The following is a 24,089-nucleotide window of genomic DNA, read 5'->3' as shown; positions in this document are numbered from 1 at the left end:
CTGACGTATAAATTTAAGTATAGGTAGTAGCCACTTCGCCTGCTAAACGCTATGAAAATACTGTCCGCTGACCAAACCCGCGCTGCTGATGCCTTTACTATTCAGGAAGAAAACATTGCCTCTTTTGAGTTGATGGAACGGGCAGCAAGCGCCTTTACAGCTTGGTTCGAAAACAAATTTACGCCAACCCAAGACGTTTATATTTTCTGTGGGCCGGGCAATAATGGCGGCGACGGCCTCGCCATTACCCGGCTGCTGCACCAGCGTTGTTACACCGTGCAGGTTTATCTGGCAGGCGATCCGGCAAATGCTTCCGAAGATTTTAAGTATAATCACCAGAAATTACCAACCGAAATAGCGTTGCGGCACGTGGAACATGAAAGCGACTTCCCAGCTATTCCGGCCGCCGCCCTTGTAATCGACGCACTTTTTGGTACCGGCTTAAACAGGACTGTAACGGGTTTATACGCTTCCCTAATCAATCACCTGAACCAAAGCGCAGCCTGCATTACCGCTGTTGATATGCCTTCCGGGTTGTATACCGATAAACAAACGCCCACCGAAGGTGCCATCATCCGGGCAAAGTATACAGTTAGTTTTGAGTTGCCTAAGCTGGCTTTTTTCCTGCCGCAGCACGAAGCGTATGTTGGCCAATGGCATGTAGTTCCGATAAGCCTGAGTCCTACTTTCATTTCCGAAGCTACCACTAATTTATACTTTACAACCGCCGCTGATATACAACATTTACTGAAGTCCCGGCCAAAATTCTCGCATAAAGGGTTGTATGGCCATGCGCTGCTGCTTTGTGGTGGGTTTGGTAAAATGGGTGCGGCTGTGCTGGCGGCTCGTGCCTGCATGCGCGCGGGAGTTGGTCTCTTAACGGTACACGCGCCCGCTATCGGGTATGCCATACTTCAGAATTCGGTGCCGGAGGCGATGGCGCTTTCAGACAAACATAAAAACCACATCGCTAACCTGCCTTCTGACATTGAAAAGTATAATGTGATAGGGGTTGGCCCCGGGATGGGCACGGAACGGGTAACTAAAACGGCTATCGGGCAGTTGCTGGCCACTTGTAAACAACCTTTAGTTTTAGATGCCGATGCGATCAATATCATAGCCGGAAGCGAAAAACTGAAAAACCAGCTCCGAAACCACGAAGTTATACTTACGCCGCACCCCAAAGAATTCGAGCGCCTGATCGGTAAAAGTAAAAACGACTACGACCGCCTGCAGGATATGCTGGAGTTTTGCCGCGAGTACAGCTGCTACATTGTTTTGAAAGGCAGCCAGACTGCTATCGGTACGCCCGAGGGCAACCTATACTTTAACACCACAGGCAATGCAGGCATGGCGACAGGTGGCACCGGCGATGTACTGACCGGCATTATTACAGCCCTAGTAGCCCAAAAGTATACGTTAGAGGAAGCCTGTATTTTGGGAGTTTACCTGCATGGTTTAGCAGCAGATTTGGCATTGCCGGACGTAGGCAAAGTTTCGATGATCGCTTCTGACTTAATTGATTACTTGCCGAAAGCTTTCCTGCAGGTTGCCCGCACTAGCGCGTAGCCAGGTAAACAAATCCGGCGTGTACCAGCATGGCACCATCCACCAAAAGCAAATAATACAGCCGGGGTTTATGTTCCGAAGCAAAAATAATAACTGCCGCCGCTACCACAGCGCTTGCCACTAAAGCCAGTAAAAGTGTGCTTTCCTCTGTAGCGCATAGTAAGGCTACATACGCCACCAGCAAGCCCAACGATAAGATTTTGGTATTTTGTACACCGATAAGTCCCGGAAAAGTAAGCGTTTTCATTTGGCGGTCGTAGTGGTAATCCCGGACATCAAACAGAAGGGCCAGCGCAAGTATAAACAAAAAACGTCGCGCAAAAAACAGCCATGTTTCGGGTTGCCCTGCTGCCAAGCCGGCATCTAACAAAGGCAGCAGGCCTGTCACCATCGCCCACACATACGCAATCAGGAATACCTTTAGAAGCGGCACACTGCGTAACGTCCGTATTCGCCTTTTTTTATACAAGACTGGCACCGTATAGCCAATCGAAATAACAGCCAGGTGAAGTATAAACCACGTGTTGATCTGCAGCCCAAACACAAAATAAACAGCTATTGCTGAAGTTATACTTAACACGCCCAGCACAGCCATACTTTGTTTATGCCGCAGCACCCACGATTCGCTTTGCCTGTTCCGTTGCTGGTTAGCCCGCCGGATAATGCTTTGCACGCTGCTGAGGTTGTAGGTGAAAAGCGTTGCCAGGAAAACAAAAACAGCCATCGGCATAGAGGAAGAAAGCCCAGCCAACCAGTATGTTTCGAGGGTTAAAGCAAAGGCGCAGCACGAAATAAACACGCTGCTATATACCAAGGCTTCCAGCAGCTTTTTAATAGCAACAGGAAGTATAGCCGAAGCTATAGGCGCTTTATTTAGGTGCTTTCCTTTGTTCATACTTAAGCTACAAGAACGGAACATTTGGCTTGTATTGCAAAACGCATGGCCTGGCTATAAAAACAAAAGCCTGACAAAGAAGTCTCTGCCAGGCTTTTGTTAAGAGTAAGGTTGCTTAAAGCAGTCCTTGTTTTTTTACAGGTTCGCCAAAGGTAGCGTTGTACAGTTCGATGCTGTCCTGTAGTATCTTGTAAGCATGCTCGCGGCCCAGGAATTGCTCCACGATCACTTCTTTCTGCTCCAGTTTCTTATAATCTTCGAAGAAGCGACGCAACTCCAGTAACGTATGCGGAGGCAACTCAGAAATATCATTGATGTGGCGCACCGACATGTCATTGTTCGCTACAGCGATGATCTTATCATCTTCTTCGTTGTTGTCGATCATCTGCATCACACCAATTATTTTGGCATCGATCAGGCACATCGGCTGAACATCTATCGAGCAGATAACCAGAATATCCAACGGGTCTTTATCATCACAATAAGTTTGCGGAATAAAACCGTAATTGGCCGGATAGTGTACAGAAGAGAAAAGAACGCGGTCCAGTTTCAGCATGCCGCTGTCTTTGTCGAGCTCATACTTGGCTTTAGAGCCTTTTGGTATTTCGATAATTGCTGTTACTACATTCGGAGCTTCTTCTCCGTAGCTCACACTATGCCATGGATTGTTGTTTTCCATATTCTCCATATTCTTCTTTAAAGTTTGTTTGCGTCTTTTGTATCACTGTTTTTAGAAGACGCTTATTTATATCTATTTCATTAATTCCTGTAAGGGCTTGCCTACGCTTCCGTTCGGCTCCTGAATGTATAACCAGGACGCCAGTGTGGGTGCAATGTCAGCCACAGCGGTTTCGGCTGAGCTTTCGCCTGCTTTTATTTTCCAGCCATACCAGATCAGGGGCACGTGCGTATCATAATTACCATACGAACCATGCGTGGTACCTTTTGGTTCTCTGCCTTCCCAGCCTTCAAACCAGCCGGGCTGCAGCACAATAATGACATCGCCGGAGCGTTGCGGGTTATAACCATGATCCATGCGGGCCATCAAACCTGCTTCCCAACCGGATGCCTGTAAATGCACGGCGGCCACGGCTCTTGCTACTCCTTTAAACCGAACTACATACGTTGCCACGCGCTCCTGTACATCTTTCAGGTTCAGCTTTTTACTATCTATTAATTTGCGGTTCAGGTAAACCTGCTGGTTTGTATACTTATCTACCCACGTACCTGCGCCATATACTTTATCCAGGTAGCTTTCCACGGAATCTCTTACCACATTTGAACTGGCAATGCCTGCAGGTACTTTATTTTCTTTTAAGAATGCTGGTACGTGCGCTGCACCGTGGTCTGCAGTCAGGAAGAAAAGTACGTTTCCTTTGCCAACTTCTTTCTCTATTTCTGAGATCAGCTCGCCAATTTCTTTATCCAGCCTTAAGAAACCATCCTGTGCTTCAATCGAGTTTGGTCCGAAGGTGTGGCCTATATAATCCGGCGTAGAGAAACTCACCGCTAGCATATCAGTAAACTCTCCTTTACCCAGCTTTTCTGATTTCAGGGCAGCCAGTGCGAAGTCTTTTGTAATGGTGTTTCCGCCGGGTGTAGAGCGCAACAATTCATAATCTTTCTCGCGGATGGCTGGCAGATTGTGCGGGAATGCCGGTTTTTGTTCGTTATCCAACGTACCTTCCCAAGGCATATCATCTTTGGTGCTTTCCGTGTACTGCTCTATTGGTAGCAACGTATTCCATACCTGGTTCAAGTATAAATCCGGGTATTTTTTGCTGTTGAACTCCTGTACCCATGCCGGCAGCTCGTTCATGTAATACGTGCTTGTTATCCAGTTGCCCGAAGGCGAATCGAACCAGTAAGCACCGTTTGCCATATGCCCGGCCGGAAGTATGGCTCCTCTGTCTTTCAGCGCAATACCTATTACTTTAGAGCCTTTATTTGTAGCCAGCCTCAGCTCATCTCCAATGGTGGTGGTCAGCATATTTACAGGCGACATTTTACCTGCATCCGATGTACTTCCTACAGTATTTACGGTTAGGTCGCCGGCGCAGTAAACTGATTTTCCTGTATTACGGTCGTACCAGTTATTGCCAATGATGCCGTTAAGCGCTGGTACACTGCCTGTGTAAACGGAAGCGTGCCCCGGCCCGGTATAAGTAGGCACATAACTGTATTGGTTATTTTTAAAGTTGAAGCCTTCACTTACCAGTTTCTTAAAGCCATCGTTTCCATACTTGCTCCAGTAACGGTACAGGTAATCGTAACGCATTTGGTCTACCACAATGCCTACTACCAGCTTTGGCCTTGGCAAAGGCTGATCAGCTTTTACAATGGGGTTCGTGTTTTCAGTAGAGCCTGCACTGCCTGATCCGGCGCATGCCGTAAGCAGCCACAGAAATGCAATAAGTATACTTCCGGAAAAGTGTGATTTAAACAACTTTTGTACTTTCATATTCTTGAGTTTCTGCTACAAATATAATAACCAGGCTATATTATTTGCAGTAAGGGTGAGCTTAGGTTACAAACTTTGCAATTTGATAATGCTGCACCAACCTGTTAAAAACAACAGCGCCCACCTGTTAGATGGGCGCTGCCTTTGTATGTATCAGGATCTTTATTTAGCAGCCAACGCCTCTGCACCACCAACAATCTCGAGGATTTCTGTGGTAATGGCAGCCTGACGTGTCCTGTTATACGTTAACTTCAGCTGTTTTAAAAGTTCACCAGCATTTTCCGTTGCTTTTTCCATCGCCGTCATACGTGCACCTTCTTCCGATGCTCTTGACTCCAGAATAGCCTTATAGAACTGTACTTTCAATGATTTTGGTATCAATTCCAGAATGATCTCTTCTTTCGAAGGTTCAAAAGTATAATCCGGGATTATGGCAGATGATGTGTTTTCTTCTGACTGGTTTTCCAGGATAGGAAGGAATTGCTCCGTACGAATGATCTGTGTAGCCACGTTTCTGAATTCGTTGTAAACAATCTCTACACGATCGTACTCTCTGTTGATAAAGCCATCCATGGCAAACTCTGCTGCTCCGCGAACGGCATCAAACGAAAGTTGGCCAAGTATACCTGTATAGGTTCCGTTTACTGCATAGCCTCTTTTAGAGAAAGCCTCGAATCCTTTTTTACCAATTGTTAAAAAGGAAACATTACCGGCCGCCATTTGCGTCGCATACTTTTCAGTTACGAGCGTAGTAGCAGCTTTTATAACGTTAGAGTTAAAAGCACCAGCCAGGCCACGGTCAGAAGTAATGGCAACGATCAGTATACGGTTTGCATCGCGCTCTTCAGCATACTTATTTGATACCGGGCCTTCTGCCAACGTAGACAAGTTTGCTAATATACCTCCCAAACGCTGTGCATAAGGGCGCATACGCATAATACCATCCTGTGCACGTCGTAACTTGGAAGCAGCCACCATTTTCATGGCTTTTGTAATCTGCTGTGTCGACGATACCGACGTGATGCGACTTCTTACCTCCTTTAAACTTGCCATATTCTTTTTGTGATGAGCTTATAATCCAAGGCAGAAACCTTGCAGCCTCTGCCCTGGATATAGAACTTATTACTTGTTGTATCTTGATGAAAGCTCTTTTGCTACCTGCTTCATTACACTGGTTGAGTTATCATCCAGTTTACCGGCTTTAAGCGCCTGAAGTGTATCTGCATGCTGTGCACGCAACGTACGCAGGTAATCTTTTTCGAAGTTTCTAACCTCTGTAACCGGAACTGCATCCAGTAAGCCGTTTGTAGCAGCATATACAATCGCGACCTGCTCTTCAACTGATACCGGCGAGTATTGTGCCTGCTTCAGGATTTCAAGGTTACGACGGCCACGCTCAATTGTAAGTTTTGTTGCAGCATCCAGGTCAGAACCGAATTTCGCAAAAGCTTCCAGTTCGCGGAACTGCGCCTGATCCAGCTTAAGTGTACCAGACACTTTCTTCATGGATTTGATCTGCGCGTTACCACCTACACGAGATACCGAGATACCTACGTTGATAGCCGGACGAATACCTGCGTTAAACAAGTTAGTCTCCAGGAATATCTGACCATCCGTAATCGAGATCACGTTGGTTGGGATATAAGCAGAAACGTCACCAGCCTGTGTTTCAATGATTGGAAGTGCAGTAAGAGAACCGCCACCTCTAACCAAATGCTTGATAGACTCAGGTAAATCGTTCATGTTACGGGCGATCTCATCAGATGCGTTGATCTTCGCAGCACGCTCTAATAAACGAGAGTGCAGGTAGAATACGTCACCTGGATAAGCTTCACGTCCCGGAGGTCTTCTTAATAGAAGAGAAACTTCGCGGTAAGCAACAGCTTGCTTTGAAAGGTCATCATAAACTACCAGAGCAGGATGTCCTAAGTCACGGAAGAACTCACCAATAGCGGCACCAGTAAATGGCGCGAAGAACTGCATTGGAGCAGGGTTAGACGCAGGAGCTGCAACAACTACCGTATAGTCCATTGCGCCACCTTCTGTCAGGGCTTTTACGATCTGAGCAACAGTTGATGCTTTCTGACCAACAGCTACATAAATACAGAATACAGTTTCGCCTCTTTCGAAGAACTCACGCTGGTTCAGGATCGCATCGATCGCAACAGCTGTTTTACCAGTCTGGCGGTCACCGATGATAAGCTCACGCTGGCCACGGCCAATCGGAATCATTGAGTCGATCGCTTTGATACCAGTCTGCATTGGCTCGTTAACCGGCTGACGGTAGATTACACCTGGTGCTTTACGCTCCAGTGGCATTGCGTACACATCACCTGCGATAGGGCCTTTGCCATCAATCGGCTGACCAAGTGTATCTACTACACGGCCAATAATTCCGTTACCTACTTTTACAGAGGCAATACGGTTTGTTCTTTTTACGGTAGCTCCTTCTTTGATCTCGCTGTAGTCGCCTAGCATTACGGCACCTACGTTATCTTCTTCTAAGTTAAGAACCAGACCTTGCAGTCCGTTTTCAAACTCTAAAAGCTCGCCAGATTGTGCTTTGGAAAGGCCATAGATACGAGCGACACCATCACCCACTGTTAAAACAGTACCTACTTCTTCTAACTCTGCCTCAGAGCGGAAGTTAGATAGCTGCTCTCTTAATATGGCTGATACTTCATCAGGTCTTACTTCTGCCATGATTATAGTTTATTAATATAGGAGTTTTCTTGAAAATTATTTCTCAGCTTGCGCAGGTTTGTTCGCACAGAGCTGTCTATTTGCTGGTCGCCTACACGAAGTACGAAACCTCCGATCAGCGATGGATCCACTCTTTCTTCAAAACGAATGATCTTACCCGTCTGGGCGGCCAGTTTCTGACCAAGCTCATCACGTAAAGCAGTAGTTAGCGGGAAAGCAGATGTTACTTTTGCTTTCACGATACCTTTCATTTCGTTGTACTGGTTCTCAAATTCCTGCCCGATAAACTCAAGCGATGCCTCGCGGCCTTTGTTCGCTACGATCTTAAAAAAAGCAAGTGTTAGATCCTGTACCTTACCGGCAAAGATGGCATTAATTACAGCCAGCTTTTTATCAGACTTAACAACCGGGTTGTTAAGCAACAATTTAAAATCTCTGTTCTGAGAAACGATGTTGGAGAAGGCTAGCATATCCTGGTGGACCTGCTCTACAATTCCTTTTTCGCTCGCCAGTTCAATCAGCGACTTCGCATAGCGGGAAGCAACTCTAATTTCTGACATAGGGATTTTTTATAAAGAACAGTGCCTGCCTGAAGCCGGCACCTTCCGTTTCTGTTTAGTTAAGCGTTACTGCACTGATATAATCCTGTGCCAGCGTCTGCTGTGCACTTGGGTCAGCAAGTTCTTTACGAAGGATACGTTCTGCAATATCAATAGAAAGTGCAGCAGCCATGTTTTTAACTTCAGCAATTGCAGCGCGCTTTTCGTTTTCGATCGACTCACGAGCCTGCTGTACCATGCGCGTACCTTCTTCGTTCGCTTTGTTACGGGCAGTTTCGATGAGGGCATTACCTGCATCCGACGCTTCTTTCAGGATTCTGTCACGCTCCAGACGTGCTTCAGCTAAAAGCTTTTCGTTTTCAGCTTTAAGGCCCTGAATTTCTAATTTAGCTTTTTCAGCAGCACTTAATGCATTTTCGATAGAAGCTTCACGCTCGCTCAGGGCGTTCATGATTGGCTTCCAGGCAAATTTAGAAAGCAGGAACAGAACGATCAGAAACGTTACTGCCTGCCAGAAAATCAAACCAAAACCGGGGGTTACTAAATCCATTGTGTATAAAGTTGAATAGTAGTTTCTTTTATAATTACTGCACTTATCAGGGCAGCCTCTAATTCTATAACCGTACTATGTGTTGTGTTTTTGACCTCAGCGTCCGGGCCATGCGCCCGGACGAGAGATCAGTAGAAGCAAAGGCTTGTTAGCCTTCGATTTCTTTAATGGTAATTAAGCAATAGCGATCAGAAGACACACTACTACACCAAACAGGGTAACACCCTCGATAAGTGCAGAAGCGATGATCATCGCAGTCTGGATCTTACCAGCAGCCTCTGGCTGACGAGCGATAGATTCCATCGCAGAACCACCGATACGACCGATACCAAGACCAGCGCCAAGAGCAACTAGACCTGCACCGATACCAGCGCCCATAATACCAAGACCAGCACCTTCTGAAACAGCTTGAAGCAAGATTGCTAACAACATAATTATAGATATATAGAGTTAAAAAATAAAAACAGATTAATGATGTACACCGTCGCCATGGCCCATGTCATCTACATGGTCGTGCTCTTCTACTGCACCACCAAAGTACATAGCAGAAAGCAGCGTAAAGATATAAGCCTGCAGCAATGCAACGAACAGCTCCAGGAAGAACATGAAGATAGCAAACGCTACGCTTAGCGGAGCTACTGCCATACTTTCAAAAATGAAAATTAAGCTGAACAACGAAAGGATGATGATGTGACCTGCTGTGATGTTCGCAAAAAGTCGAACCATCAGAGAGAAAGGCTTTGTCAGGATACCGATCAATTCAACCGGGATCATGATCGGAGCTAACCAACGTGGCACACCTGGCGTTGCGAAAATGTGGCCCCAATATGATTTTGTTCCGCTGAACACTGTAATAAGCAATGTTAAAACAGCAAGCACCAATGTTACTGCGATGTTACCGGTTAAGTTAGCACCACCCGGCATCAAGCCCAGCAGGTTGTTAAACCAGATAAAAAAGAACACAGTAAGCAGGTAGGGCATGTAGCGCTCATATTTAGGACCAATGTTCGCTTTCGCTATTTCATCACGCACAAAAATAATGATCGGCTCAAAGAAAGACTGAATACCAGATGGGGCTTTGCCTGCGCTTTTCTTGTAGCGACCTGCTACCGTCATAAATATCAGGAATAAAAGCGCCACACTAATAAACAAGGAAGCTACGTTCTTTGTAATAGAGATATCATACAGGCCGGCTTTGTCTTCAGAAGCGTTGCCAGCTGCATCAGCACGGTAAATATGGCCGTGGCTCATGACATAGCCATTATAAGGCACTACTTCATGATTCTCGTTATAGAAGTTTTTTGACGAGAATACATTTAAAGAGCCATTATCAAACAAAATAACAGGTAGGTACAAATCTACGCCATGCGCGAACTCCCACTTGTAATCATCTGCAATGTGATGCTGAATAAGCGGACCTGGCTCAAATTTGCCACCTTCGGCTGTTTCAGATGCAAAAGATGCTGTTACTGTCAGAAACGCAAACAATAAAACTAATAACCTCTTCATTAAGAATGATTTAATAGCAAGTTTTAATCAACAAAATCAACCTTTAATTCTGCTCTTTCAAATGCGGGCGCAAGTTAGCCAACAAACTGTAAATTTCAAACCCAGTATACAGGAAATATAACACAAAGAAGTTGAAAACGAACTGAAGCTTATTTTCTCCCTTAAAGTAGGCATAGGCAAATACTACACCTATACACAAAACCATCCGGAAACCCATTGAACTGAAATGGTATACCTGGTAGTTCTCTTTATCGTGTTTATACCCCAGACTGCAAATGTAATAAGTAAACGCGGTTACAAACACAAAGAAACCCAGCATATGCCAGATGTACTCGTTTATAAGTAAACTACCTGTAAACTCGAGCAACAGCAGTATAACTCCGGCACAAACGATAGTCAGTACAACGAGGTTTCTGTAAAATTTCACGCGCAATTATTTTTTAGTAATGGAAAGTATGGTGAGCAACGTGGTTGATATAACTGCCAGCAAAAGCAAGCTTATCATAAACCAGGGTTTATCGTTGCCAGCCCACGCATCCAGTTGTTTGCCGCCCCAGGCTGCCAGTACCAGTGCTCCGATCATCTGAAAAGCAAGTCCCGAGTATTTCACGTAAGGTTTTATACTTTCGCGCTGTGTCTTTTCAGTCTTGTTTTCTTCTGAAGGCTTTTCCATACTTCTGTACAATTTGCAAAACTACTGCTTTTTAAGTTGGTATACGCAGTAAAAGCGCCAATATACTTTCAGTATTTCCGGCACTTTCACGTTATCTTAACTGTAATGCTATCCTGAAACCAAACTCCCGTTAGTATAGTTCTAAGTATAAGCCAGCCTGCCATGCATACAAGTATTTCCAGAATATTGTATTTTTGTAGGAGAAAACCCGTTAAATTGTACGATTGCAGCGCCTTATAACGGTTCCGGGCTCATACTTTTCCGGCAGGCAATCACGTTTATACTTTATATTTATACTTCCTGCACCTATAACTACCTTGAACAAATACGCCCTCCTTGTATTTACAGCGCTTATACTGCTGTTTTCTTCGTGTTCTGTAGAGCGCAAGAACCCGCTTAGCAAAGCCTACCATAATACTACTGCGCACTATAATGGCTACTTTCTGGGCCGCGAAAAGATGAATGCCGTGGAAAAGGCCGTGCAGGATAAGATGGTGTATGATTACAGCCAGGTGTTGCCACTTTACCCCGTGCTGGACTCGGTTACAGCTAAAGCCGCTGCTGCCGACTTAGAAGATGTCGTTAAAAAAGCGTCGTTTCCAATACAGTGGCACAAAAACAGCAAGTGGATCGATGAATGTTACCTGCTCATCGGCAAAGCCCGTTTTTACCAGCTTGATTTTAACGATGCAGCCAAGACGTTTAAATTCGTAAATACATCCAGCCCGGATAAAGATACCCAGCACGAAGCGCTGGTCTGGCTAATGCGCACCTTCCTGAAGTTAGAGGAGATGGATAACGCGCAGTCGGTATCCGAATACCTTCGCAAGGAGAGACTCAACAAGGCTAACGCCCGCGAACTTTACCTGGCGCGTGCGCAATACCACCGCATCTTAGGCGATACAACTGCTGTCATTCAAAACCTGGCACTTTCTATTCCGAACTTCGAAGAAAAAGATGCTGAATCGAGGGCACGTTTCACGCTGGCCCAACTTTACGAAGCTACTAAACAAGACAAAGAAGCCTACCAACATTACAGCGCCATCCTGAAACGCAACCCACCTTACGATCTCGGCTTTTTCAGCAGGCTGAACTTAGGGCAGGTAACTGAACTGACCAATAACCAGGACATGGAGCGCATTGCGGGCTATTACCAAAGGCTCCTGAAAGATGAAAAGAACAAGGAATACCGCGACAAGATCTATTATGAAATGGCGCAATTCGAGTTCAGGCAGAAACAATATGATCAGGGCCTTGCTTATCTCAAACAATCCCTGAAAACGCCCGGCGCTTTACCAAACCAACGGGCTTATAGTTACTGTTTGGCCGGTGAAGTATACTTTGAGAACCTGAACAAGTATGACCTGGCCGAAGCTTATTACGACAGTGCCGTACAAGTATACCCGCAACAAGCCCAGGACTTTGAAGTTGTACAGGAACGCCGCACCATACTTGGTGAATTTGTGCAGAACTATACTACCATCCAAACTCAGGACAGCCTGCAACGGTTGGCAAAACTAAGCGAAGCTGAACGCATGGCGCTGGTACAGCAATTGGTACAGCGGGAGGATTCTGTACAGCAAGCGTTTACAGCCCAACAACTGCAGCAGCAAAATACCCCACAACGCCGAAGCAGCACCCTGGCAAACCGCAACGGCGATGCTTTTGCAACAGCAGCTAACAGTACAGGTGTTTTCTATTTTGATAACCCAACCGCTATGGCATCGGCACGTTCTGAGTTTCAGCGGCGCTGGGGCAACAGGCCTTCACAGGATTTCTGGCGAACAAGAATCAGGGGCGAAGCAACACAACAGACTCCTATAGCCCAAGCCGAACAAACTGAACCAACCGATACAGTACAGGTTAGCCCGGAAGCACGTATGCAGGCGCAAGTGCAAGCTTACCTACAGAACATTCCGCTGTCTACTGCTGATCTGCAACGCTCCGAAAAGCAAGTGGAAGAAGCGTTATTTAACCTGGGTAATATTTACAGCCAAAAACTAAAAGACCCGGCAAAGGCAACCAAAACCTTCGAGGAATTACTCAGAAGATTCCCAAACACCGAGCACGCAGCCGAAACCAGCTACAGTTTATACTTGCTGTACGCCAGAAATGACGAGGCTCAGAAACAGGCTTACTATACGAAGATAAAGCAGCAATACCCAAGCTCTATTTATGCGCGTTTGGTTGATGATCCGGCTTATATGTCGAAAAACGCACTGGAGAACTTAGACGCACATATTCTTTACGATTCAGCTTATACATATTATGAGGCACAGGACTATCAGAAAGCAACTGCACTCTTGAACAAAGTTGCCAGCCTGTATCCGTTAAACGATATTCCGGATAAGATAGCATACTTAGAGGCGATGCTGGTTGCCCGTACCCAAAAGCCTGAGATGCTGCGCCAGCAATTGCTGCGTTTCCAGAATCAGTATCCCAACAGCACACTGTTGCCGAAAGTAAATACCTTGCTGGCTAGTTATACTTCCCTGGAAGAGCGTAACCAACTCCGCGACCAGGCACCACCAAAGCCAGCGCCGATGCAACAGCCAACTGCAGCTTTAACGCCCGAAGAAAAGGTAAATCAACAACTGGCCGCTTCTGCTACGTCGACCCCCAAGCCCCAGCCTGCAGCAGAGAAAACCACTCCGAACCAGCCATTGCCAGCAACAGCCGAGGTAACACCAGCGCAGCAACCAGCAGAAACAATTTCAGAAGAATTGCCTGAAGCACCATCATCGGAAACTGTTGCTGCTGAGGAGCCTGCTACTATAGAAGATGAACTGGCTTATCAAGCAACGCCAGATTCGGCCTACTATTTTGTAATGATCTACCCGACAGATGCGCCTGCATTTAAAGAGGTGCAGCCAAAGTATACCAAGTATAACAACACCTATTTCCGGGCCCAGAATTTGCAGGTAGAATCTGTCGCCTTTGCCGAAGGAAAAACCATGTTGGTAATGCGCGCTTTTACCGATCTGAAAGTGGCTCAATCTTTCCGGATAAAACAAATGACAGCCCAGGCACCGGTAGGTAGAATCAGAGGCGTAGAATTTACTACCTTTGTTATCTCTTCTGCTAACTATCAAAAATTTATGCAGAAGAAGGATGTAGAAACGTACCTGGCTTTCTTCAAAAACAATTACTAATTACATGACTACTCGTCAAGAGAAAATTTATCCTAAAGTTGTTTCAACTTTATGGCTGCTGTTTGTGTGCGGCTTTGTTGCATTTGTGCTCTATGTATTTGCTGTGAGTGCCAACTTCCTGAACCTGTTTGGAGAGTTGCCTAACCTGCGTACCCTCGAAAACCCGAAAAGCGAATTGGCTTCGGAGTTATACTCTGCCGATAACGAACTGCTCGGTAAATACTTCCGCGAAAACCGCTCGCCTGTAGAGTATGATGAGTTGCCGGAGAACCTGGTGAACGCTTTGGTTGCTATAGAAGATATCCGCTTTGAGGAACACTCCGGCATTGATGCTGAAGCAACCGCGCGCGTTGTTACCTCTGTGCTTACTGGCCAGTCGAAAGGCGGGGGCAGTACGCTTACGCAGCAGGTTGCCAAAAACCTGTTCAGTACCCGTTCCGAAGAATTAAATGGCGGCTTGCTAAACGATGTACCCGGCCTGCGGATGCTCATTCTGAAAACCAAAGAATGGATCATGGCCATCAAACTGGAGCGCAACTACACCAAAAAAGAAATCATGCTGATGTACCTGAACACAGTAGATTTCGGAAGCAACGCGTTTGGTGTAAAAGTGGCTGCTAAAACATTCTTCAACAAAAAGCCCCAGGACCTGAAGGTAGAAGAATCGGCCGTTTTAGTTGGCCTGCTGAAAGCTCCTACTTATTATAGTCCGATTCAGAACCCAGAAAACTCAAAACGCCGCCGAAATGTGGTGCTGTCGCAGATGGTAAAGTATGATCTGCTGCCAGAAGCTGAGTATACTGCTCTAAAAGAAAAAGACATCAAACTAAAGTATAGCGTCGAAAACCAGAACATTGGTATGGCTCCATACTTCCGTACCGAGGCTGCAAAGTCCATTTTAAAATGGGCACGCGAACATGGCTACGACTTATATGCCGATGGCCTGAAAATCTACACAACAATTGACTCACGGATGCAACGCTACGCCGAAGAAGCCATGGCAACGCACATGAAGGATCGCCAGCAAGCCTTCTTTGAGCACTGGAAAGGCCGCAACCCGTGGGTAGATCGTAACAACCAGGAAATTAAAAACTTCGCAGATTTAGCGATCAAACGTACCGACCGCTACCGCAAGCTAAACGAGCGTTTTGATGGAAATACAGACTCTATCAATTTCTACCTCAACAAGAAAATAAAAATGAAAGTGTTTACCTGGAACGGAGAAGAGGAACGCCTCATGAGCCCGATGGATTCACTTAAGTATTACAAACACTTCCTGCAGCTCGGCTTTATGGCAATGGAACCTCAGACAGGCCATATTAAAGCCTGGGTAGGTGGTATTAATTACAAGCACTTTAAGTATGACCACGTAAAACAGGGTGCGCGCCAGCCTGGTTCTACGTTTAAGCCGTTCCTTTATACTGCCGCCATCGAAAACGGCTACTACCCATGCTACGAAGCCATTGATACGCGTAACTGTGTGCCACTCCCGGATGGTACCATGTGGTGCCCGAACAACGCAGATAACAAGTACTCTGGCCAGAAATTTACATTGCGTAAAGCCTTAGCCGAGTCTGTTAACTCTATTTCTGCGTTCCTGGTAAATAAACTTGGAGCCGAAACGTTGGTAAAAACCGCCAAGCGTATGGGTATAACCACCCCACTTGACCCTACACCAGCCCTTGCACTTGGTACCAGCGATGTAACGTTGTTTGATATGGTAGGCGCTTACGGTACGTTCGTAAACGGAGGTACCTGGGTTGAGCCAAACTATATCACCCGCATCGAAGACAAGCACGGAAATGTAATTGCTGAGTTCACACCTAAAAAAGTAGAAGCACTAAGCGAAGAAACCGCTTATATGATGGTGCATATGCTGAAAGCAGCCGCCGAACCCGGCGGAACTGCCTACTATGGTCTGCGCCACCGCAATGGGCTTAAAAATGAGATTGGCGGCAAAACCGGTACAACACAAAACTATTCGGATGCTTGGTTTATGGGTATAACTCCCGACTTGGTAGCTGGCACCTGGGTGGGCGGCGAAGATCGTGCGATCCACTTCAGAAGTATAGCACTGGGCCAGGGCAACAAACTTGCCATGCCGGTTTACGGCGCTTTCATGCAAAAAGTATACGCCGACAGAACATTGGACCGCTCGAAAGAGCCTTTCCCTAAACCTTCTGCGCCGTTATCGGTAGAACTAGATTGTGCTAAATTTAACGGGGGAAGTATGCCTGTAGATTCTGCGCAGCAGGATGAGTTCTTAAACCTGCCAACCGAAATTGATCTTGATGCCGATATATAAGTAAGCTTACCTATGCCTGCCAACGAAAAACTGAAAGATGCCATATCGCACCTGCCGCATAAACCCGGTGTGTATAAGTTTTTTGATGATAAAGGCATTATCTATGTGGGCAAAGCGATTGATATCCGGAAGCGTGTCAGCTCCTATTTCAATCGCTCTGCCCAACATAATAAAAAAACGCTGAAGCTTATTTCGCAGATCCAGCACATTGAGTTTACTATTGTTGATACCGAGGCAGATGCCTTTCTGCTGGAAAATAACCTCATCAAGCAATATCAGCCAAAGTATAACATCCTCCTGAAAGACGGGAAAACGTATCCTTACATTTGCATTGTAAACGAGCGCTTTCCACGCGTAATCAGTACCCGCAATAAGATAAACGATGGTTCGCGTTACTTTGGGCCTTACCCCAGCGTGACTACCATGAACATTATCCTGGATCTTATCCGGACGCTTTACCCCATACGTACCTGTACCTATAACTTATCACCCGAAAATATTGCTGCCGGTAAGTTTAAAGTTTGTTTAGAGTATCACATCGGTAATTGTAAAGGCCCCTGCGAAGCCTTAGAAGACGAAACGCAGTATAATTACTACATCTCCCAAATCAGAAACATACTTTCGGGCAACCTTTCTGTTGCTAAAAATTACTTTAAAGACCAGATGTCTGCAGCTGCAGCTGACTTCCAATTTGAGCAGGCGCATGAATTTAAGCGTAAACTGGATATGCTGGAAGATTTCCAGACCAAGTCCACAGTTGTGAGTAATACGCTTACTAATATCGATGTTTTCTCCATTACGTCGAATGAAAAATGTGCTTTCATTAACTACTTAAAAGTTATGAACGGCTCCATTATCATGACGCAGTCTGTGGAGCTGGAAAAGAAACTGGATGAGGAGGATGCTGATATCCTGGCAAGTATAATTGTGCAGCTCCGCATGGAGTTCGACAGCACATCCCGGGAGATTATTACCAACATTGAGCTTAGCCTTCCGCTGGATAACGTAACCGTATCTTATCCTCAGATTGGTGATAAACGCAAGCTGCTGAATTTATCTTTAAAGAACGCTTTATACTTGCGCAAAGAGCGGGAGGGGCGCCAGGAAAAAAACAAAGACCTGAGTGAGCAACGCGAAATTCGTGTGCTGGAGACGTTAAAAAAAGATTTACGTTTAACAGAACTGCCACGCCAAATTGAATGCTTTGATAATTCCAACTTTCAGGGAGATAACCCGGTTGCGTCGATGGTCTGCTTTAAAAATGGCAAACCCAGCAAGAAAGACTACCGCCATTTTAATATTAAAACAGTTGTTGGCCCCGACGACTTTGCGTCGATGTACGAGATCGTTACGCGCCGGTATAAGCGCCTGTTAAACGAGAACCAGCCATTACCCCAGCTTATTGTGATTGACGGTGGCAAAGGCCAGCTAAGTATGGCTGTAAAAGCTTTAAAAGACCTCGATATTTATGGCAAAATTGCAGTAGTAGGGATAGCCAAACGTCTGGAAGAAATCTTTTACCCCGGTGATAGCTTTCCGTTGTACATCGATAAAAAGTCTGAATCGTTACTGTTGATTCAACGGCTTAGAAACGAAGCACACCGATTTGCCATTACGTTCCATAGGAGCAAGCGAGATGCCGGCACACTTAAAACGGAGCTGACGGAAGTGAAAGGAATCGGACCAACTATCGCAAATGCCTTGCTTGCCAAGTATAAGTCCGTTAAAAAACTAAAAGAGCTCAGTTTACAGGAGCTAACATCAGAAGTTGGAAAAGCAAAAGCAGCTATACTTTACAAGCACTTCCACGAAACTGCGTAAGTATAAAAATTAAGACAAGTTATACTTTGCCTATCGTTTTTATACTTTGAAGCTGTTTAGAGTTTTCAATTACAGGCCTCAACCCGCCGTTGTTGGTGTTTTCACCGACAACTATACTTTCACCAACAGGAACTTGCTGGTGAAATACACTGCAAGGGCCACAGAAATTTATTTGTTTAAAAACGCTAAACGGCTTCTTCTTCAGGAAGTATAAAAACAAAAAAGGAGATTCAAATGAATCTCCTTTTTTGTTTTTAAGCAGTTATACTTACTAGTAGCTCCACAAGCTGTATTCGTACTCGATTAATGCTTCAGCAGCATCCTGAGCAGCTAACAGGCCTTTTTTGCCACCACCATAGATGTCAGCTAAGCCTCTGTCGCCTGGGTTAGATATTTTTGTAATGTAAGAGCTGAACAACCATAAGTCGAATGCATCTGCAAGGTTCTTATGTTGTGCATCGTTCTGTGCGTTATACCAGATCGCCATTTCAGGGTTTGCCTTGAAAATGCGTACCAGATCGCTCATTTTAAAGGTACCAATGTTCTGCTCAAACCCCAGCGGGTTAAGCGTGGCAGGTACTTTAATACTGATCGTCTGAATGTCATGGTACATTCTTGAACGCTTCTTATCAAATACAACATTCTCCTTAAGCTCTAATAAATAAAGTTGCTTAGGAAAGTATTCGTTACTAATAGGAGCATCGTTAGTTTTGGTATCTTTTGTGCCTAAAGCAGCACCCCAACCATCGTCCTGTGTTTCCTGCTTGCCAAAACCAGCTGCTACTTCTTCATCACTTAATCCTCCACCGGATTCTTTCGGTGTCATGTTCGTGATAAATTCTTCGCGGGTAATTGGTGTGCTTACAGAGTCATTTTTGAAAGCAGTAAGTTCGCCGCTTTTCACAGCATTAATAATTACTTTCGTGATTTCTCTGTTTTCAGAAAACATAGGCTTGTTCTGCTTTTCACGCAGGTCAATTTTACGCCATACTGTTTTCTTGAAAAGAACATCAGACTCAGGAATAGGTCTTGCCGATGGATTGCTTGTTTGGGTTGTAGAAACTTGCTGTGCTACTGCTCCCATCGAGAACATTACACCAGCAGCTATACCTATTACTTTAACTAATTTCATACTCCTTGTAATGATTCGGTTTGTTAATTTAGAGGGATGTTGAAATTTGGCTGCCCAACATTTACGTCTACTGCCTGACCTTTATAGTTCAGTCGCTTCACATCCAGTATTTCTAATACCACGCGGTCGCCTTTGCTTGCTTTAGCAGCAAATTGAGTCAGGTTTGCAGATGGAGAGCTAAACTCTGCCTGATCAATCGGGTTGCTACCTCTTACCAGGTATGCTTTCCAACGTGTTACTCTATAACGTGCTTCCTGTGGTAAAAATTGTTTGAAGCCTTCTTCTGCAACAGCCTGAATTTCAACTGCTCTGAAAGATTGGGCTGGCACACCACGTTTCACATCTACTTCACGTCCGTTAACCATGGCAACAATAGAAGGCTTAGGAATCGGACGAACTTTGAAAGTTTCTGAACCGATCGCGTTACCGCCACTGCTTACATTGATCTTAACTTCAGTAGAACTTGGGATTACTGTTACCTGGCCTTTTTTGGCTCCTTTGATAGCTGAACCACCAGAAGCGCTGAAGCTAGGATCATAAATTGCACCTAAAGCTGGCACCTGAATGTTCAGTTCGTTGGCACACTGGAAATAAAGTGCCTGTACCGAAGCAGACTGTACCTGGATAACCGGCTTAGCTACGATATATTCCTCGGTTACAGAGAAAGTTGTATCGTTTCCGTTCTGGTTGATGGTAATGTTACCTTTCCACTGTTGCTTCGAGTTACCTTCAGCATCATAGTTGCTTGCAGCAGCTACGAACTCAACTGTACCCATACCATTTACAACTTTTACAGGTCTGCCCTGGTAAGTCATGGTTGGCGTGATGTTATCAGAAGAAGCAGCGATAAACATATCTGCTTTATACTTTGTACCCGCAGCTACTGTTTTAGATTCAGCACGCGCCATGGCAAAGATCTTCTCAAACTTCAGTACGTCGGCACCAACCTGTGCTGCCAATCTCTGAAGTGCATCTGCTTCATACTTTAAAACTTCATTTTCCTGCTGAGAAAGTACCGCCAGTGCGGCTACCAATGGTGTATCCTGAAAGTTTAACTGGGCAAAGTCTTTACGTTTCTGGTTCGGGTCATTTGCAGCAACCGGGTTTTCTCTTCCTGACATGGCCAGTTTATCTGGCATTGCCGGGTTGTACTGCTTCAGGTATTTAGCATATGCATTAAGCTTTTGCTCTAACTCATATCCTTTTCCATTCTTGGAACCTCCAAGCATGTTGATAGCGATTATATCATTTCCTTCCGGCTGCTTGTAGGTTTTCTCCGGCGTCATACCACCAGTCTTTTCTATCAGCATTGCACGAAGGCTCTGAATATAGCCTACCATATCTGAAGTTTGCTGACGGATTTCCTGCGCATTCTTCAGTACACGTTTGTCATTAGCAGATTGGGTCTTGTTTTTGGCTACGGCAGCCTGAATATTGGTTACAACACCTTGATTGTCGCCTTTCGTCTTTTGATTGACTGTTTGCAAACTATCATCCAGGAATTGGAACTTCAACAGGATAGCCGAGCTCACGTTAAGGGCGAGAAGTGCGGTAAGTACCAGGTACATCATACCGATCATCTTCTGCCTGGGTGTCTCTTTTCCTCCAGCCATTTTATACTATCTTATAAGGTTGTTTCTTGAAATTAAATATTACTGAAAGAATTAACCTTTCATTGCAGTTAACATGTTACCGTACACTGTATTTAAAGAGTGCAGGTTTTGTGTTAAGCGAGAAACCTCCTGCTTGAACTGATCTGTATCTTTGCTGGCATCAGTCAGATTTTCCATTGCGATACTTAAGTTACCGTAGAATTTGTTCATCGCTTTCAGGTGGCTGTTTGCATCCTGTAATTCCATTTCGTAAACAGCATTCAAAGCACCTAAATTGCGGGTCATGTCCTGCACCTGGCTGTGGTAAGCCTGCGCATCGGTAGTTGATATCGCCATTTTAGAAAGAGACTCAGCAGTTGTAGCATAGGCTTTGTTCATACTATCTAACTGATCTGCAGCTGCTCTTACTTTTACACTGTAATCCTGCGTAGCAATAGTTGCCTGGCTCATATCGGCCATCTGTGCAGTTGTTTCGCTTAATCTGTTTAATCCTAAACCAAGAGAGTTGATCGTTTCCGGCGTGATGTTGGCGCCTTTCATCATATCATCCAGTTTACCAGTAAGTGAAGGGCCATTGTTTGCTACTGCTGTAGCCGGCATTAAAGCCTCACCATGATAATCATCCGCTAACTGAGGATAAACCCGTGCCCAATCCGGATCGTGTGGTACTGGCTGGAATGCACTCATAAGGAAGATAATAGCCTCAGTACCAAGACCTATTATTAGCATTACGTCTGCAAATGGCCAGTGCATGATTTTAAATAGTGCACCTACAATTACGACAGCAGCACCAATACCATAGACCTTTGGCATGATGACGTCGTTCATTAGACTGCGACCTTTAGCTTTGCTCATTTTTGTTTTTAATTAATTTGTGAACGATAGAATGTATAAGATTTGTTTTCGGTGATAAAGCTTATTTTTCAGGAAAAGTTCAATTTATCTGAATTCTCTTCCGGAAGATCTTCCTAAGTATATCATGGCGTTACGGAAGCCTATATAAGATCTTGCCGAGTCCTGGTATTCGAAGTTACGTGTACCTGTTTCAAGGAAATATGCAATGTCTTTCCACGAGCCGCCTCTTACGATTTTGCGTGGTTCCGCATCATCATAGTATACAGGGTTCAAATCCCAGGTTACCGGCACTGTTGCATCTGAGTAGGCATCCTCGCACCATTCCGCTACGTTACCTGACATGTCATATAAACCAAAGTCGTTCGGGAAGAATTGTGCAACCGGCGCTGTGTAAGTAAAACCATCGCTGTAATAATCACCACGGCCTGGTTTAAAGTTAGCTAGCAAACATCCTTTGCCATTACGTAAGTATGGGCCACCCCAAGGGTAAACAGCCATATCGCGGCCACCTCTTGCAGCATATTCCCACTCAGCCTCCGAAGGTAATCTGAACTGTGGCATTGGTGCACGGCCATCTTCTTCGTTTGCCTGGTTTTTCAGTTTTGTTCTCCACTCGCTAAATGTTTTGGCAGCAAACCAATCCACACCCACTACAGGATAATCATCAAAAGCAGGATGCGAGAAATAGTACTCCATTAAGGGATCACCCATGTGGTATGTGAAGTCTTTTACCCATACAGTCGTGTCAGGATATAACTGCGTCATCACAACTTCTTCACCCAATACGTCCAATGAATCCGTCATCATAACATCCATAAACTGGCGGTATTCATTATTGGTAATCTCGGTTTCGTCCATATAGAAGCCACCGATCGTAATCTGCTTATTCAGGTTAGCCATCGTTGCTGCTATGTCCTGATCAGCCTGACCCATATGAAATGTACCGCCAGGGCACGCTACCATTCCGTAAGGAACTTCCTGCGCATTGTACTCCGGACGATCTTCTGCTCCGACAAGGTCTCCCTGCGGGCCTCTTCTCAATCCACAGCTTGCAAGCAGAACCACCGCCATGGCGAAAGAAGACAGCTTAAATAGTTTGTTCATGATGACTCTTAAAAAAGGTAAATTTCCTGTAATGTTATTTTAGTACACTTTTATGGGTGTAACAAATATATGAGAAATAGAAATAAATAAAAAACAATTCAGTACAACTCCTATTTATTATTTTTTAACGATAGATCACCTCCAATATTATAGGTGTATATCATATTTTTATCTGCATTTTTTTTAGAAACCAAATGACTTCAATTCAATTAATCCAATTTTGAAGTAAAGGTTACTTAGAGAAAAAATAACGAGGAGTTCTAATAGCCGGGCGAAACCGGACAACTGGCTCTGGCAATCGGTAACTTAACATTACCTCGTGGGAGGTTGGTGCCTTTGCAGCTCTGTCAAATACTGTAAAATCAAATGCATAACCTACCCGCAGCGCATTGTCCTGAAACATAGCCATTCCTACAAGCGCACTAACAGCTTCTTTATGTCGATAATTCAATCCGGCCCAATATTTTTCACTATAAGTTGCTCTTGCACCTGTTTCAAAAGAAAAGGTTTCAGAATCATGCTTCATAAGCGCTAAGGGCGTAACAATTAACTCGTTAGAAACCGGGAAATGATAACCTGCTGTAACATACAGGTGGCGCTCACTTAAAAACTGGCTGGCACCACTCGTTACTTCATTAGCAAACTCGTACTCTGCCTTTCGCAAATTAATCATACCTGCGCCTGCGTACCACATCTCAGATTCATACCAAACGCCAGCGCCCAGGTCATACTTAGTGTCGGAACTGTTAAATGGTACACTTGGATCGCCTTCATCATTGGCACGGTATCTTCCTTTTTTGATATTATTAACGGTTCCCTGCACACCTAATCCGAGCTTACCTGTTTCACCTATATTTATATGATAAGAGTAAGACAAAGCTGCAGATGTTAAGGTAGTGTTTGCAATTTTATCACGAAGTAAGTTAATTCCTACACCACCGTGTAATAACCGAACGGGGGTGTGGGCAGAAATTAAAAGCGTTTGCGGTGCCCCGCCTCCATCAAAAGATGCATCATAACCTAACCATTGGTATCTGTATACTGAAAGTACTTCGGGCCTGTTTGTAATACCAGCGTATGCCGGGCTAAGTTGCAGACCGGTAAACCCATAATGAGTAAACTGAGGCTGCTGCTGTGCTTTAACACCTAGCTGGATAAACATTAGCAGTATTACTATCGGTAGTAAC

The 24,089-nt window shown here is 45.0% G+C and carries 20 protein-coding genes; 4 read left to right on the top strand and 16 right to left on the bottom strand.

Translation table 11 applies throughout. The features are described from left to right. Positions 1–51 precede the first annotated feature (51 nt). A complete protein-coding gene (locus DP923_RS05120) occupies positions 52–1,569 on the top strand; it encodes an NAD(P)H-hydrate dehydratase (protein WP_112304696.1) in 1,518 nt (505 codons plus the stop codon). On the opposite strand, the gene DP923_RS05115 is transcribed toward DP923_RS05120, so the two are convergent. The 11 genes from DP923_RS05115 to DP923_RS05065 form a co-directional block, all read right to left on the bottom strand. Continuing rightward, positions 1,559–2,464 carry a UbiA prenyltransferase family protein gene (locus DP923_RS05115; protein WP_112304695.1) on the bottom strand — a complete coding sequence of 302 codons (906 nt, stop codon included), beginning with the start codon at positions 2,462–2,464 and terminating at the stop codon, positions 1,559–1,561. The two genes, DP923_RS05120 and DP923_RS05115, sit on opposite strands and share 11 nt — an antisense overlap. Positions 2,465–2,579: 115 nt before the next feature. Next, the gene (locus DP923_RS05110) at positions 2,580–3,143 is read right to left on the bottom strand and encodes an inorganic diphosphatase (protein WP_112304828.1); all 564 of its coding nucleotides are present in this window, start codon (positions 3,141–3,143) and stop codon (positions 2,580–2,582) included. Between the two features lie 72 nt (positions 3,144–3,215). Further along, the gene (gene pafA / locus DP923_RS05105; RefSeq protein ID WP_112304694.1) at positions 3,216–4,925 is read right to left on the bottom strand and encodes an alkaline phosphatase PafA; all 1,710 of its coding nucleotides are present in this window, start codon (positions 4,923–4,925) and stop codon (positions 3,216–3,218) included. Positions 4,926–5,087: 162 nt separating this feature from the next. Beyond that, complete coding sequence (gene atpG / locus DP923_RS05100) at positions 5,088–5,978, bottom strand: ATP synthase F1 subunit gamma (protein ID WP_112304693.1); 891 nt, start codon at positions 5,976–5,978, stop codon at positions 5,088–5,090. 69 nt (positions 5,979–6,047) lie between these two features. Next, positions 6,048–7,628, bottom strand: a complete 1,581-nt coding sequence (atpA, locus tag DP923_RS05095; protein WP_112304692.1) for a F0F1 ATP synthase subunit alpha — start codon at positions 7,626–7,628, stop codon at positions 6,048–6,050. A 2-nt stretch (positions 7,629–7,630) separates the two neighbouring features. Beyond that, entirely contained in the window at positions 7,631–8,188 is a 558-nt protein-coding gene (gene atpH / locus DP923_RS05090; RefSeq protein ID WP_112304691.1) for an ATP synthase F1 subunit delta, read from the bottom strand. Between the two features lie 55 nt (positions 8,189–8,243). Beyond that, positions 8,244–8,738 (bottom strand): F0F1 ATP synthase subunit B, encoded by a 495-nt coding sequence (locus DP923_RS05085; protein ID WP_112304690.1) that lies wholly within the window; start codon positions 8,736–8,738, stop codon positions 8,244–8,246. A 174-nt stretch (positions 8,739–8,912) separates the two neighbouring features. Continuing rightward, positions 8,913–9,170, bottom strand: coding sequence for an ATP synthase F0 subunit C (gene atpE / locus DP923_RS05080; RefSeq protein WP_112304689.1), 258 nt, complete (start codon positions 9,168–9,170; stop codon positions 8,913–8,915). 36 nt (positions 9,171–9,206) lie between these two features. Then, a complete protein-coding gene (gene atpB / locus DP923_RS05075) occupies positions 9,207–10,247 on the bottom strand; it encodes a F0F1 ATP synthase subunit A (RefSeq protein WP_112304688.1) in 1,041 nt (346 codons plus the stop codon). A gap of 43 nt (positions 10,248–10,290) precedes the next feature. After that, positions 10,291–10,674 carry a hypothetical protein gene (locus DP923_RS05070; RefSeq protein ID WP_112304827.1) on the bottom strand — a complete coding sequence of 128 codons (384 nt, stop codon included), beginning with the start codon at positions 10,672–10,674 and terminating at the stop codon, positions 10,291–10,293. 6 nt (positions 10,675–10,680) lie between these two features. Continuing rightward, positions 10,681–10,920, bottom strand: a complete 240-nt coding sequence (locus DP923_RS05065; protein WP_112304687.1) for an AtpZ/AtpI family protein — start codon at positions 10,918–10,920, stop codon at positions 10,681–10,683. 224 nt (positions 10,921–11,144) lie between these two features. Between DP923_RS05065 and porW the strand changes: the two genes are divergently transcribed. From porW to uvrC, 3 genes are read left to right on the top strand one after another with little or no spacing between them, the layout of a single operon-like run. After that, positions 11,145–14,072: a type IX secretion system periplasmic lipoprotein PorW/SprE gene (gene porW, locus DP923_RS05060; protein WP_239020941.1), complete on the top strand. Its 2,928-nt coding sequence runs from the start codon at positions 11,145–11,147 to the stop codon at positions 14,070–14,072. A 4-nt stretch (positions 14,073–14,076) separates the two neighbouring features. Further along, positions 14,077–16,377: a penicillin-binding protein 1A gene (locus tag DP923_RS05055; protein ID WP_207801934.1), complete on the top strand. Its 2,301-nt coding sequence runs from the start codon at positions 14,077–14,079 to the stop codon at positions 16,375–16,377. 12 nt (positions 16,378–16,389) lie between these two features. Further along, positions 16,390–18,198, top strand: a complete 1,809-nt coding sequence (uvrC, locus tag DP923_RS05050; RefSeq protein ID WP_112304686.1) for an excinuclease ABC subunit UvrC — start codon at positions 16,390–16,392, stop codon at positions 18,196–18,198. A 271-nt stretch (positions 18,199–18,469) separates the two neighbouring features. Here the strand turns inward: uvrC and porN are convergent, their stop codons facing one another. The 5 genes from porN to DP923_RS05020 all read right to left on the bottom strand — a co-directional run bounded on the left by porN (position 18,470) and on the right by DP923_RS05020 (position 24,064). Continuing rightward, positions 18,470–19,330 carry a type IX secretion system ring subunit PorN/GldN gene (porN, locus tag DP923_RS05040; RefSeq protein ID WP_112304684.1) on the bottom strand — a complete coding sequence of 287 codons (861 nt, stop codon included), beginning with the start codon at positions 19,328–19,330 and terminating at the stop codon, positions 18,470–18,472. Positions 19,331–19,353: 23 nt separating this feature from the next. Then, positions 19,354–20,943: a type IX secretion system motor protein PorM/GldM gene (gene porM, locus DP923_RS05035; RefSeq protein WP_112304683.1), complete on the bottom strand. Its 1,590-nt coding sequence runs from the start codon at positions 20,941–20,943 to the stop codon at positions 19,354–19,356. A gap of 51 nt (positions 20,944–20,994) precedes the next feature. Beyond that, complete coding sequence (porL, locus tag DP923_RS05030) at positions 20,995–21,798, bottom strand: type IX secretion system motor protein PorL/GldL (RefSeq protein ID WP_112304682.1); 804 nt, start codon at positions 21,796–21,798, stop codon at positions 20,995–20,997. 84 nt (positions 21,799–21,882) lie between these two features. Next, positions 21,883–22,902, bottom strand: a complete 1,020-nt coding sequence (gene porK / locus DP923_RS05025; protein ID WP_112304681.1) for a T9SS ring complex lipoprotein PorK/GldK — start codon at positions 22,900–22,902, stop codon at positions 21,883–21,885. A 232-nt stretch (positions 22,903–23,134) separates the two neighbouring features. Next, entirely contained in the window at positions 23,135–24,064 is a 930-nt protein-coding gene (locus tag DP923_RS05020; RefSeq protein ID WP_239020940.1) for a PorP/SprF family type IX secretion system membrane protein, read from the bottom strand. Between the last annotated feature and the right edge of the window lie 25 nt (positions 24,065–24,089).

This window comes from Pontibacter arcticus (assembly GCF_003284895.1).
Classification (GTDB): Bacteria; Bacteroidota; Bacteroidia; order Cytophagales; family Hymenobacteraceae; genus Pontibacter; species Pontibacter arcticus.
This window is presented reverse-complemented; position numbering and strand designations above follow the sequence as displayed.